At 47.1% G+C, this 11,700-nt stretch carries 14 protein-coding genes; 2 read left to right on the forward strand and 12 right to left on the reverse strand.

Annotated features, from left to right (window positions below):
* Positions 1 to 140 precede the first annotated feature (140 nt).
* The 3 genes from ACYCS5_RS12785 to ACYCS5_RS12795 all read right to left on the reverse strand — a co-directional run bounded on the left by ACYCS5_RS12785 (position 141) and on the right by ACYCS5_RS12795 (position 2,134).
* Positions 141 to 479 (reverse strand): hypothetical protein, encoded by a 339-nt coding sequence (locus ACYCS5_RS12785; protein WP_069012102.1) that lies wholly within the window; start codon positions 477 to 479, stop codon positions 141 to 143.
* A gap of 14 nt (positions 480 to 493) precedes the next feature.
* Positions 494 to 1,207, reverse strand: a complete 714-nt coding sequence (locus tag ACYCS5_RS12790) for a pirin family protein (protein WP_069012100.1) — start codon at positions 1,205 to 1,207, stop codon at positions 494 to 496.
* 69 nt (positions 1,208 to 1,276) lie between these two features.
* Positions 1,277 to 2,134, reverse strand: coding sequence for a LysR family transcriptional regulator (locus ACYCS5_RS12795; RefSeq protein WP_039271679.1), 858 nt, complete (start codon positions 2,132 to 2,134; stop codon positions 1,277 to 1,279).
* 182 nt (positions 2,135 to 2,316) lie between these two features.
* Between ACYCS5_RS12795 and ACYCS5_RS12800 the strand changes: the two genes are divergently transcribed.
* Positions 2,317 to 3,294, forward strand: a complete 978-nt coding sequence (locus tag ACYCS5_RS12800) for a DMT family transporter (protein WP_459761160.1) — start codon at positions 2,317 to 2,319, stop codon at positions 3,292 to 3,294.
* Positions 3,295 to 3,391: 97 nt separating this feature from the next.
* Here ACYCS5_RS12800 and ACYCS5_RS12805 read toward each other — a convergent pair whose 3' ends face one another.
* From ACYCS5_RS12805 to ACYCS5_RS12830, 6 genes are all read right to left on the reverse strand, one after another.
* Positions 3,392 to 5,380 (reverse strand): methyl-accepting chemotaxis protein, encoded by a 1,989-nt coding sequence (locus tag ACYCS5_RS12805; protein ID WP_459761161.1) that lies wholly within the window; start codon positions 5,378 to 5,380, stop codon positions 3,392 to 3,394.
* 155 nt (positions 5,381 to 5,535) lie between these two features.
* Positions 5,536 to 5,943 carry a DoxX family protein gene (locus ACYCS5_RS12810; RefSeq protein ID WP_069012095.1) on the reverse strand — a complete coding sequence of 136 codons (408 nt, stop codon included), beginning with the start codon at positions 5,941 to 5,943 and terminating at the stop codon, positions 5,536 to 5,538.
* Positions 5,944 to 6,061: 118 nt separating this feature from the next.
* A complete protein-coding gene (locus ACYCS5_RS12815) occupies positions 6,062 to 6,922 on the reverse strand; it encodes a M56 family metallopeptidase (RefSeq protein WP_340957224.1) in 861 nt (286 codons plus the stop codon).
* Positions 6,923 to 6,924: 2 nt separating this feature from the next.
* Positions 6,925 to 7,338, reverse strand: coding sequence for a BlaI/MecI/CopY family transcriptional regulator (locus tag ACYCS5_RS12820; RefSeq protein ID WP_341071331.1), 414 nt, complete (start codon positions 7,336 to 7,338; stop codon positions 6,925 to 6,927).
* Between the two features lie 146 nt (positions 7,339 to 7,484).
* Entirely contained in the window at positions 7,485 to 8,324 is an 840-nt protein-coding gene (locus ACYCS5_RS12825) for a response regulator transcription factor (RefSeq protein WP_025720336.1), read from the reverse strand.
* Positions 8,300 to 8,695 (reverse strand): Fur family transcriptional regulator, encoded by a 396-nt coding sequence (locus ACYCS5_RS12830; protein WP_023990809.1) that lies wholly within the window; start codon positions 8,693 to 8,695, stop codon positions 8,300 to 8,302. Before ACYCS5_RS12830 ends, ACYCS5_RS12825 begins: the two co-directional genes overlap by 25 nt.
* A 187-nt stretch (positions 8,696 to 8,882) precedes the next feature.
* Here ACYCS5_RS12830 and ACYCS5_RS12835 point away from each other — a divergent pair, with 187 nt between their 5' ends.
* Positions 8,883 to 9,176 (forward strand): hypothetical protein, encoded by a 294-nt coding sequence (locus ACYCS5_RS12835; RefSeq protein WP_049817035.1) that lies wholly within the window; start codon positions 8,883 to 8,885, stop codon positions 9,174 to 9,176.
* Here ACYCS5_RS12835 and ACYCS5_RS12840 read toward each other — a convergent pair.
* Genes ACYCS5_RS12840 through ACYCS5_RS12850 form a run of 3 tightly spaced genes read right to left on the reverse strand, consistent with a single transcriptional unit; the run spans position 9,164 to position 11,684 of the window.
* Positions 9,164 to 9,373, reverse strand: coding sequence for a hypothetical protein (locus ACYCS5_RS12840; protein ID WP_165145422.1), 210 nt, complete (start codon positions 9,371 to 9,373; stop codon positions 9,164 to 9,166). The genes ACYCS5_RS12835 and ACYCS5_RS12840 overlap by 13 nt on opposite strands.
* Positions 9,370 to 10,482, reverse strand: coding sequence for a GerAB/ArcD/ProY family transporter (locus ACYCS5_RS12845; protein WP_029518607.1), 1,113 nt, complete (start codon positions 10,480 to 10,482; stop codon positions 9,370 to 9,372). The genes ACYCS5_RS12840 and ACYCS5_RS12845 overlap by 4 nt, the downstream gene beginning before the upstream one ends.
* Positions 10,483 to 10,508: 26 nt before the next feature.
* Positions 10,509 to 11,684 carry a Ger(x)C family spore germination protein gene (locus tag ACYCS5_RS12850; protein WP_029518608.1) on the reverse strand — a complete coding sequence of 392 codons (1,176 nt, stop codon included), beginning with the start codon at positions 11,682 to 11,684 and terminating at the stop codon, positions 10,509 to 10,511.
* Between the last annotated feature and the right edge of the window lie 16 nt (positions 11,685 to 11,700).

Below are 11,700 nucleotides of genomic sequence, written 5' to 3' on the forward strand. Positions count from 1 at the left end.
ACCTATAGGATGTACCAGCCTGCAAAGGATTATGTATCCAATGAACTCAACATGTTGAACGGATAACAAAAAGACCCTGCAATGATGCAGGGCCTTCGAAAAATCCATTATATATCTGAAGATTTATGATAAAGGAATGATTAATCTCCCCAATACTCCTCGGGATGGTATTCAATCTCAGAACCAGCTTTGAACGTAAGCTCATCTGTCTGATCATGATATTCCACGCTTTCCGGAGTGACGTAATACCAATGCTTCACCACGGGTCCATCATCTACTGGCGTTACAAAACGAAATACGTTCAACTCCCCGCTATAACGCACAATCGCCTCCGCCGTCCCACGCGGCAGCCCTTGAAGCGTGAAGCGAAACACGCCGTCCACCGATTCCAAACGGCAATCGAAAACCTGCTTGCGGCTGTCAGCAAAGCTTCGTCCCGTGACGGCATGCTTGATCAGCCATGTTTCCTGCTGCGCCATGTGCGCACCTCCTTTTAGGGCAAATCAATCAACATATAAAAAGCAGACTCCTCTGCTTCCAGTGCTAGCTTCGGCTCCTGCTCAATACGAGCTGAATCGCGCCCTTGCAGAATATGTTCACCGTTCACACGCAGTGAGCCTTCAATGACGAACAGGAACACGCGTCGCCCCTCGGCCTGTGTGAATTCTACTTGCTCTCCAGGCTGAAGCTTGCTTAAATAAATCGTTAAATCCTGGTTGATTGCAGCAATTTCACCCTCTGTGCCCGGTACACGTTTTCCGGCAACGACAGGCAGAAGCTGACCGTGCAGACGCTCAGGATTGAACGCTGTGGCCTCATATGACGGTTTCAGTCCTCTCGTATGCGGGCTAAACCACAATTGCAGCAGACTGACATCCTCCGTTTGTGATGCGTTGTGCTCCGTATGAATGATGCCGTGGCCCGCTGACATTCGCTGAATGCCTCCAAAACGGGTCACTGCTACATGTCCACGGTTGTCTTCATGACGCAGTTCCCCATACAGCACAATCGAAACAATCTCCATATCACTGTGCGGATGCGCCCCAAAGCCCCGTCCCGGTGTGATGACATCGTCATTACAGACACGCATAGGACCAAACGCTGTATTGTTCTCATCCTGATACTCCGCGAATGAAAAGCTGTGACTCCCCCGCAGCCAGCCCTTATCGAAGCTGAATCGGGAAGCCGCCGGATATATTGTAAACATAATAGCCCTCCTTCAGGAAGAAAAATGAGATCAAATCCCTCTCATTGTACCCGAGCCCAAGCGATAAAGCTACGCCTCTGTCTGAGTGATAATCTCATCTATAAAAGACTGCAAGGTACTGGTAACAAAGGCTTCCTTACGTCGGATAAACACCGTTGTTACTTCATTGTACGGCTCAGGCATTGCATGACCGCACACAAGGCCTTGAGACACCAGCCCGCTGATCGAAGATTCGGGAAATACGGTCATTCCAATACCAGCCGCCACACTGCCGATAATCGTCTCAAATGTCCCAAACTCCATAATCTGTTTGGGAATAATTCCTTCCATTTTGAGCCAGGTTTCCAGCCGTCCCCGGTAGCCGCAGCCTTTTTTATATAAGAGAAGCGGACGAGTCGTGAGATCCTCAACGGAAAAATCATCTCCTTGGGATACAAGGACCAGCTTTTCCTGAAATACATCAAACTGTTCAATGAGCGGATGCTTGACCGGCCCGGTCACAAAAGCTCCATCCAGCCGCATTTCTGCAACCTCCTGCACCAGAGACTCTGTAACCCCAGCCTTGAGGGACAACTCGACATCCGGGTACTTGCTATAGTAAGCATGTAAAATGGCCGGGAGGGCAATGACAGTCTCCACAATGCCAATCTCCAGTACCCCCGAAGGTGCAGAGGTATTCTGAAACGCATGTTTCATTTCCTCAAATTGCGATAAAATGCTTTTCGTATATTGCAGCAGACGCTTGCCCTCGGCATTGAGGATCATTCCCCGCTTATGTCTATTAAATAAAGGTGTTTGCAGTTCCTTTTCGAGCAGCTTGATTCTGGCCGTTACATTGGACTGGACATAACTAAGCTCGGCTGCGGCCTTGCTGACACTGCCATGCGCAGCCACCGTCTGGAAAATGTTTAAATCGTTCAGATCCACTACTGCTCCTCCTTATTGTGAAGGGTAAGGGGCCATCAAAATTGACGCGCCTTGTCACTTATTATCATTTTAAATGATCATAATGTTTATTTTCAATCATTTTACCAACAGCTTCCCATCCTTTATGATGTTGTCCATAAGATATGTCCGCTGAGACCGGCAAGGAGGAGCTTTTGCACACCATGAACAGACAAATCATGACCGGATCTTTATTATGCCTAATCGCCAGTATGTCCTGGGGGGCGATGTTTCCGGTTTCGCACATTGCATTACAACACATCAATCCACTGTACTTTTCATTTTTGCGCTATTTATCGGTTACACTCATTTTAGTCGTACTATTGTGGCTCAAAGAGGGACGGACTGCATTTCGCTTTGAGGACAAGGGCAAGACGTTGTTATTCTTCGGGTCCATGGGATTCACCATTTATAATATGGCCGTTTTCCAGGGACAGCACGCGATGGGGGCAGCAGGCACTCTGGTAGCCTCTATAATGGAAGTGCTAATGCCGATGATTTCCATTGCGATGGTGTGGGTCATGACCCGTAAAATGCCTCCGAGATATACACTAATCAGCATGGTGATTGCGCTGGCCGGGGCTTTACTGGTGATCACGAACGGAAAATGGACCTTTTTCACACTTGCCGGACAACATTTACTGCCGCTGCTGCTTATTTTCGTAGGCGTCGTCGGATGGGTCGTATATTCCATGGGAGGCAGCCATTTTGCAGGATGGTCTACTCTTCGGTATTCAACCCTAACCTGCCTGCTCGGAACTGTCGTCTCCTTCGTAGTCGTCACATTTGCCTCTGCTTTCAACTGGATTGTGGTGCCGGACTGGCAGGCTGTATGGTCAGTTAAATACGAAATGAGCTTTATGATCCTGCTTCCAGGGTTAGCGGCCCTGCTTAGCTGGAATGCCGGAATCCGAAAGCTATCACCACTGAACGGAATTCTATTTATTAACTTTGTACCGATTACCACGCTGGTACTCATGTACTTCCAAGGTTATGTCATTAGCCGTTTTGAACTATATGGGACAGTGTTAGTCATTTTCGCACTGATTCTGAACAATATGTTTCAGAGAAGTTCGCTGCGTCCTTCCGACTCACGGGATGTCCGTTTCCGTCTGGACCGCCGCAAGTCCTTCCAACGTTAACTTCTAACCCTGCAAACCAAAGATTATGCTAAAAGCATTAAAAAAGCGCCGGGATACAGAGCACAATCTCCTGTATCCCGGCGCTTTTTATTATTTTTTATGACTTTCCTTCAACCTGAAAACGTCCAACCAGTTCGCGCAATTCCTCTGCCATTTGGCTCAGATCCGCTGTAGATGAAGCAATTTCCTCGATAGAAGCGAGCTGTTGCTCAGCTGCCGCTGAGATCGACTCGGTGTTGCTCGCTGCCTCGTCCGAAATGTGGGCAATATCGCTCATAATATCTACGACACCTACAGTCCCCCGTGCCATTTCCTGAGTCACTCCGGTAATGTCATTGATATGCTCCATAGCTCGTTCCACGGCTTGGCTGATTTCCGCAAAGGATTGCTCAGACGTGGTTACCGAATCAATGCCTTCCGTCACCCGTGTCCGCGCTTGATGCATAGCGCCCAGAGCATGATTCATATCCACCTGCATCGCTTCAATGCGCTCCGAGATCAAGGTAGCCGACTTCGCTGATTCCTCAGCCAGCTTACGCACCTCCGTAGCAACCACGGCAAATCCTTTGCCATGATCTCCGGCACGTGCGGCCTCAATAGACGCATTCAGTGCCAACAGATTGGTCTGTTTGGCGATACCCGATATAACGCTGATAATATTCACGATTTCACTGGAGCGCTCATTGAGGGAGTCCATAGCCTGTCCGAGATCGTTAACGGTCTCATCGATGTCATGCATCTTCTGTACAGCCTGCGTAGCAGCCTTGCTGCCCTCCTGAGCTGACTCGGCGTTCATCTTCACATGTTCAGATACGCCCACCATACGCTCGGATACATTCGCTGCTTGCTGAGCAAGCTCCTCCATATTTACAGAGCCGTGCTTAACGCTCTGCACCTGACGTTCGCTGCCCACAGCCACTTCCTGGATAGCAATGGTGACATGCTCAATCGCTTGGGTTGTCTGATCTGCACCCGCAGCCAGTTCCTCCGCTGAAGAACTTACCCGATCTGTCGTTTCGTGTACGCTTCGAATCATCGTGCGCAAACTGTCGACCATGGTTTGGAAGTGAGCAGACAATTCGCCTACCTCATCCGTTTTTCCAGTTTCCAAATCGCCCGTCAAATCTCCTTCACTGATTCGTTCTGCTGATTTTTGCAGCTTACGAATCGGTACCAAAACAGAGCGGGTAATCAGGAAAATCGCGATAAGCGCAATCACCAGTGAGGCAGCCAGCACGAAAATGGTTACATAACGCATGGCAGCGGTGGCATCGCTAATCTCGGATTGATAGAAGGTGCCTGCAATTTTCCAGCCGGTATCCGTATTCGTTACATAGGTCAAATATTTCTCGCGACCTTCATGCATATAGTTGAAGTTCCCGCTCGGCGCAGTATACAACGTATCAAGCGAATTCTCCTGAGGAGATGAGCCCGCTTTAGCCGTAGGATGGACTACGAACTTCTTCGTATGATCCAAAATGATGATATACCCCTCCTGGCCCACTTTGATGGAGGCCAGTTTACGTACACTTTCCAGATTTAGAGAAATCCCGATAACCCCGGACTTGTCGGAAAGCGTCTGAGATACTACGACAACAGGAATACCCGATGAATTGATGATAACAGGCGTAATTGCAACCTTACCGGGCTGCTTCATCGCTTCGATGTACCATGGGCGTGTGCGAGGATCAAATGTCCCTTCATCCTCCTTGGGCACCCCCCGAATCATCAGCCCCTCCGGTGTTCCAACAAAAATATCCGTGGCATCTTCATGCAAACCCTTGTATTGGATCAGCTTCGGCTGAATCAAAGGGCTGTTTCGACCATCTATCATCGAGCCGTCCAGACGCTCCGCCAAATAACTCGCATCTTTAATTTTACTGGCGATTGCGTATTCAATAATTGAGTTAGCTGTCGCTACCCCCTGATTCGCACTGCCGTGGAGCTGTTTTTCCATAGCATTATATGATGATTTATAGGTCGCAATGGAAATACTTAAGCTCGGAATCAGCAAAACAAGTAAAAAGCCCAAACTTAGCTTGTTCCTGAGTGTCCATATCGTTTTTCTCTTTCGCGTTGTTCCCATGTTTTTTTCCCCTTTGCTCATAAAACGATATATTTGAATTACATTCCGTGTTAGTTATATCGGTTGAAAGTAGCAAATGATTTACAATAAAATTTCACAAAGGAGAAAAACAAAAAACGCGCCCTATAAGACTAAGGGCGCGGTTATATGAATATTTAGACCTGTACGTTACTGTTTTCAACCTTTTTACGGCCAAATAACTGATCCACTGCCAGAAAGCGTCCACCGACAAGCGCTTGCTGAAGGCTGGTGAACAGAATCAGCAGATCAAATTCAATCGAGCCAAAAGGCTGTCCTTTTTTAGCAGTGAGCAATACACCGATCATAACGATGGTCAATGCCGCTCCAGCCAGTCGTGTTCCGATTCCCAGAACCAGTGCAATACCCCCAACCAGTTCAACCGTAGCGACCACAGGAGCCATCCAGCCAGGGAGTCCGATACTTTGGAAGAAGCCGGAGGTTCCGTCTAGTCCCTGAAACTTTTGTGCACCGTGAACGATAAAAATAACCCCTGTAAAAATCCGTACCAACAATAATCCAATATTCATAAGCGTTTGATTCATTTGCTCATCTCCTTTTAAATTGTATAAAAACCCCGCAATAAACTACACAATGTAGTGTATTACACATTGAGAATCGGTAGCGCAAAAAGCGCCACCTGTAGGAAACATCTTGCCAAACTTAGATTAGCGCCAGTGCAAACATAAGTGTCAGCATCACTAGCACATAGCTAGAAAACATAATCGAACGCCAAGGCATCCGAATGACAGGTTCTTGCTGAGGGTCTAAAATACGTGAGATACGATAGTTAATGGACGTTTCTGCAAACGAGGAACAAGTGGCGGAGTTTACCAGGCGAGTATTGGCAGGCGTCATACTCAGAAGCTTGAGCAATGCGCTCCCAATCCCAACTGGTGAACCCGCTCGATGAATCGCTTCGTTATCAGCCAAAATTTCACGGGCCGTCTTATAATGATGGGTAATGTGACGTAGCACCGGCAAGTAAAACAGCTGTTTAGCACATACTTGCAGCAACCAGGTCTTCAACGGATCATAATGTTTCATATGATAGGCTTCATGGTATATGACAGCCTCTTCCTCGTGCTTGTCCAGTACGGACAATAGTGCAGAGGACAATACAATGCGTGGCTTCCATAATCCCATGGTAAAGGCGGCTGGCTTGGCATAATCAATGACCCATATCCGATCGGTCCCGAGTTCACCATATCGCTCACCCAGTGCTTCGGTCAGCGGCAGGTCACGCATTCGGTGCAGTCTGCGAAAAGCTGCCCTGGTAGCCATACACTGTCTGACTGCTTCTCCTCCGGCGATAGCGAAGGTAACGAAAACCAGCCCGCTGAGCGCATCCACCATGTAGCCGATTCCGTAATGCTGCAACAAACTTCTGCAAATTTGAAACACGTTATAATTCAATTTCCAGCCGAAAACATGCTGCCCGGCGTACATACCCATCTGTATAAGGGCGAAACCCGAAATCAAGGCGCCTGCTGTAAACAGTAATTTAGAACGTGTTTTCCACATCGCTACATATCCTTTTTCCATTGTTTAATTTTTTGTTCCAGACGTTCGATCAACTTCGGATCGGCCACCTCCAGAGCATCAATCATATGATTGACAGCAAGCGGACCAAATTCGTCCACCAATTCGTGACTCAGTCCCTTGGATTGCTCATCCCTGAACTCTTCTCTGCTTAAAACTGGACGATATAAAGACGTTCTCCCACGTATACTCTTACTCAGTATTCCCTTTTCCACTAAACGGTTCATCACGGTCATTACCGTATTGAAGTTAAAGTCCCGATCCCCCTCCAACGCGGTCTGCACTTCTTTGATACTCCGATCCGAAGTGGACCATAAAATATCCATAATTTTGGCTTCCAGAGGTCCGAAAAATCGGTTAAGCCCGGTTTCGCCAGCTTTAAAATTCAGTCGTTTCATAAGAAGCACCTCACACTACCGATTGTAGTGTATATCTCCTGACAAAGTCAACCGTCACACCTAATGTCAGTTTCTTCATGGAATCATATACAAACCGCCGAATGTCTCCATCCGGCGGAAATTCATCGGTATTCATAACTTTCCGCTCAATCTGCCAATCTGTATCCTACACCTCTTACGGTTGCAATATATTCAGGTTCTGCAGGCCGATCATCCAGCTTCTTGCGCAAACTTTTGACATGCACATCTACAACGTTGCTGCCGCCTACAAAATCTGTCTCCCAGATATCGTGCATCATTTGCTCGCGGGAGATCACTTTGCCTTGAGCATCAATCAGCTTCAGCAGCAAATCGTATTCTGTTTTAGTCAGATTCAATTGACTCTCTTCTTTATATACCAGCATTTTATCTCGGTCAATCCAGATGTCCTTGAACACCGTACGACGGCTGGCTTGCGCTGCCTGACGGGAAGTTGCAGGATGGCGTACAATCATCCGTTCAATGTCATGCACCATATGATTGGAAGCCAGCGGCCACACCAGCACCTCTTCTGAAGGAAGCAGCTCATGAGCATGTACAGACACCCGATCCTGAACCACGTACATAACTGGTGTGTCTTTCATGTGTTCTACCTCAAGACGATTGCGAATATCCAGTAATTCACTCTGTGGTTCGGTAGCGGTCAAATCGTAAATCAAGAGATCGCTTCCCAGATGACGCTGCACTTCAGGTTCCCAGCGATGGAAAACCATCACATCAAAACACGCATCTGACAGCGTACGCACCAACCCGTGAACTACACCCGGTACCGAACTGATCAGAATGATACGACGTGTAGTTGGACAATACAAGGGCTCATTGGAAGGAACGGTCTGCACCGTAGGTGTAGAGGGAGCAGCTAACATCGATGTCCAACTGCCCTTCACCCGTCTAGGCATGTCAGCCACTTTGAAACGATTTGTTATCTGATTCGCTTGCTTTGACATTCCTTACACACTCCTCCGAATACGACATGGGCATGGGCAATATTATACCCCGTTTCATGCGCAACCGTGTCAATCCAATCATGTGGGACTTCACTCATCACTTCATCTACTCGGCCGCATACCTGACAAATAATATGCTGATGATCGTCCATCCGCCCGTCATAGCGACTCGCAGCTTCCCCCAGCTTCAATTCACGGATTAATTCCTTATCCGTCAAATAACGCAGTGAATTATATACCGTTCCATAGGCCAGATTATATCCGCGCTCCATCAACCGATTCATAACATCGGCCGCAGTAGGATGATCGTGAGCTTCACGAACCACATCATATACCGCTTGGCGCTGCGAAGTTAAATTTAAAGTTCTCATACCGCATCTCCCTTAACCAACGCAGATTATATTAATTACAAACTTACAATCATATTAAAGATCAATTTAGAATAAGTATAAATCTTAATTTATTTCAAGTCAATGGGATCGGATAAATTGAACGGCTTTGCAACACAATGTATACAGGAGTACATGCTTAGCTTATTTATAATCGGAGGGATATTTTATGAAGATAGTGTGGATATTCACGCTCTTTATGCTGCTAATGCTCGGAACAAGTATATCGATAAAATGGCTTTCTGGTGTTCATCATCCTTGGGAGCCTATTTCATTGGCTTTTTTCACTATGCGACCATCAGAATATGTCGTCCTGGCAGGAATGCTTATAGTGTTCTTTATAAATGTGGGCAAAAAGCCAAGAGGAAACGCATTTCGCTTCCTGTTCTCACAATGGTCACGTTTCCTCAAAGTTCCTACTTCTTCCTCTGATTCTCCGCAACAGAGCCATCAGAAAGAATAAACAAGGGAAAACGCAAACAAATAATGGATGAATATAGATAAGGGACAGTCGTCCAAATTCAAAGTGGCAATCCATGTATTCCGTTCATATTCACTATCCATATTAATAATGACCACATCTCCCAGAATAAAATGGAACATCAAAATGAGCATTTGACCGGTACCGATGTATTTTTTGTCGGCAAGACGATGACTCATGAGACATTTTCCTCTCCTTTTTTATTCCGGGTCTTTCTCAGCCACGACACGATTAGCAGCAAGATAGGAAAAAACACGGCAAATATCGGAAACAGCCATTTCAGCACTAACTCGCCTGTTTGAAGGTGATCTTGATAGCTCAGTGCCATCAATACACAAGAGACTAACATGATAATCCCAAATGGCAGGATCAGTTTATGGTAAGACACTCTCAATACATCCTCTGCGGCTTTAACCGCGGCATAATAGAAGATGAAAATTTTAAAAAAATCAAAGATAATAACGCTCATAACGCCGATGACATCGACTCTGTCGATAAAATCAGATATTTCGACCTTGCTGATCATCGAGAGCAGCGGGTAAGTCGCCCGTTTGAACACATCTTCCCCCAGTGCAAGCACATTGGACAGTGTAACAATAGACAGGAGCAGCCCTCCCAGCAATATAGCAGAGACCCCTACCCCATTGGCACGATAGCCTTTTTTTAATGTGGGGAGAATCATCGCAAACGTAACCATCTCGCCGTACGGTAGCATCACGGCTTGCGAATAAACAACTTGCCATATCGGCTGCCAGCCATGCTCGGCTATGGGCAATATATTGCCGACATCTACAATGCCTGCCAACAAAATTAATATATTCGTAGCCAGGCCCAGCAGTAGCAGCAAAATTAACATGATAATGGCTGTCCGGCCTGCAACCTCGATTCCCAAATACACCACATACATGACAAGTCCAATCATTAAGGCACAAATGACTGTCAACGGCGTATGCTGAAGCGTCCGGTCGGCAATCAGGATCCCCGTGTCCCGAAGATCCCGTGCTCCGCCGTAAAGAAAAAACACGATATATAAAAAAGCAAGCGCACTCCCTGCTTTCTTGCCCAAAAGGGTTCTGCAGTACTGTGTCATTAGCAAGTCGGGAAAACGTCGGTGAAGGCTGCCATAGCATACAAAAAGCATTGCCCCCAAAACCGTGGAAATGAGGATGGCGATCCACGCATCCTTGCCCGCATTCCTTCCGGGAATAGACATCATGGATGTGCCCATCTCAAACAACACCATAAGAGAGATCATCTCTTTTGCACCTATCCGTGTCTTTTTTTTCATGGCCTTCCCTCCTTGCTCTATTTTCACTAGTCTGATTCCCCCTTGGAGTATGGGTTAGTCCGCGACTGAGTGTGTTTCAGTACAGAAGTCACTTGAATACGGACGGTGCTTTCCGCAAAATTACGGCTCCATTCGGAAGAGAGTCTTTTCCATTGTTTGGGATAGCTCCTCTCCAGCGCAAGGCCAAAGCCTATTACATCGCTACGGGTACGCTGAACCTCTCTGACTGTTGAAGTGATCACTTTCTTCGTCTCCTCTGTCCATTTCTCCTGCAGTCTTTTCATCGCCTCCGGACTTTGTAAGTTAATCGAGCACTCGGCTTCCTGTACCGCCCCGGTCTGTTTTAGGTTAATCACAAAAACAGGCTCCCCTTGCTCCATCCGTGTGTGTATCTTGGTTGAAGAGAACAAGGTTTCGATGCCAATGGTTTCCCTATCCTTACCGCAGCTCAGTGTTGTTTGGGCACCTTTCACCTTGTTGTTGATCATAGACAGTCCAATGGCCTGATCATCATCCAACCAGCGGACAAGCCGATCCTTTTTGAACACCCCCATTCCCTTAATATGAACAATAGCTTTCGGTAAAATATTGTCCACATTGTTCTTGCTTGAGGCCTGCTCTAAATTCCCATTGACCCCTATGCCCGTCAGCACAGGACCGCCACCCTTATGAGACATGCTGCGAATCACATCGTCGATAGTCACCGCGTAATCCCCGGCATACAAACGCTCCGATGTTTCCAGCTTTCCTGAAATATCATTGGCGGGAATACGACCGATTGCGGTCATGATTGCCAGTACATCCTTCCCAGTATTACCGCGTGCCACCAGCATTTTCACCGGCAGCCGGATTTCTGTAGACCTTTCCAGAGAATCCATCATATCGCCGATTCCAGCCCGTGCCAGCTTTTCACCAATAACGATCAGTTTGGTATGCGCCAAAGAAATGATCCGCGGAACCCTTTGTGAGGCTCTGCGGAGCGCTTGAAACAGATTTTTTCCCTTTTCCCGATACAAAACGACTGGAGTATCTCCTCTCGCTTTGGCTCCGGCGATTTCATCTGCTACGATCACCTGTAGGGAAACCTCATAATCCGACTCCCCAACCAAATCAATTCCTATCCCAGCTACTACTGCTCTCTGGTTTAACTCCACAGAATCCCAGCAACCGGATAACAAGGGAGCGAACAGTAGTAAAACCAAACACAGCCCCCCTATT

Source organism: Paenibacillus sp. SEL3 (assembly GCF_054602585.1).

Excerpts from the sequence above, each read along its gene's own strand:
- ACYCS5_RS12785 (WP_069012102.1), bottom strand. The coding sequence starts at position 479 with ATGGCGCAGCAGGAAACATGGCTGATCAAGCATGCCGTCACGGGACGA.
- ACYCS5_RS12790 (WP_069012100.1), bottom strand. The coding sequence starts at position 1,207 with ATGTTTACAATATATCCGGCGGCTTCCCGATTCAGCTTCGATAAGGGC.
- ACYCS5_RS12800 (WP_459761160.1), top strand. The coding sequence starts at position 2,317 with ATGAACAGACAAATCATGACCGGATCTTTATTATGCCTAATCGCCAGT.
- ACYCS5_RS12805 (WP_459761161.1), bottom strand. The coding sequence starts at position 5,380 with ATGGGAACAACGCGAAAGAGAAAAACGATATGGACACTCAGGAACAAG.
- ACYCS5_RS12810 (WP_069012095.1), bottom strand. The coding sequence starts at position 5,943 with ATGAATCAAACGCTTATGAATATTGGATTATTGTTGGTACGGATTTTT.
- ACYCS5_RS12815 (WP_340957224.1), bottom strand. The coding sequence starts at position 6,922 with ATGTGGAAAACACGTTCTAAATTACTGTTTACAGCAGGCGCCTTGATT.
- ACYCS5_RS12820 (WP_341071331.1), bottom strand. The coding sequence starts at position 7,338 with ATGAAACGACTGAATTTTAAAGCTGGCGAAACCGGGCTTAACCGATTT.
- ACYCS5_RS12825 (WP_025720336.1), bottom strand. The coding sequence starts at position 8,324 with ATGTCAAAGCAAGCGAATCAGATAACAAATCGTTTCAAAGTGGCTGAC.
- ACYCS5_RS12830 (WP_023990809.1), bottom strand. The coding sequence starts at position 8,695 with ATGAGAACTTTAAATTTAACTTCGCAGCGCCAAGCGGTATATGATGTG.
- ACYCS5_RS12835 (WP_049817035.1), top strand. The coding sequence starts at position 8,883 with ATGAAGATAGTGTGGATATTCACGCTCTTTATGCTGCTAATGCTCGGA.
- ACYCS5_RS12840 (WP_165145422.1), bottom strand. The coding sequence starts at position 9,373 with ATGAGTCATCGTCTTGCCGACAAAAAATACATCGGTACCGGTCAAATG.
- ACYCS5_RS12845 (WP_029518607.1), bottom strand. The coding sequence starts at position 10,482 with ATGAAAAAAAAGACACGGATAGGTGCAAAAGAGATGATCTCTCTTATG.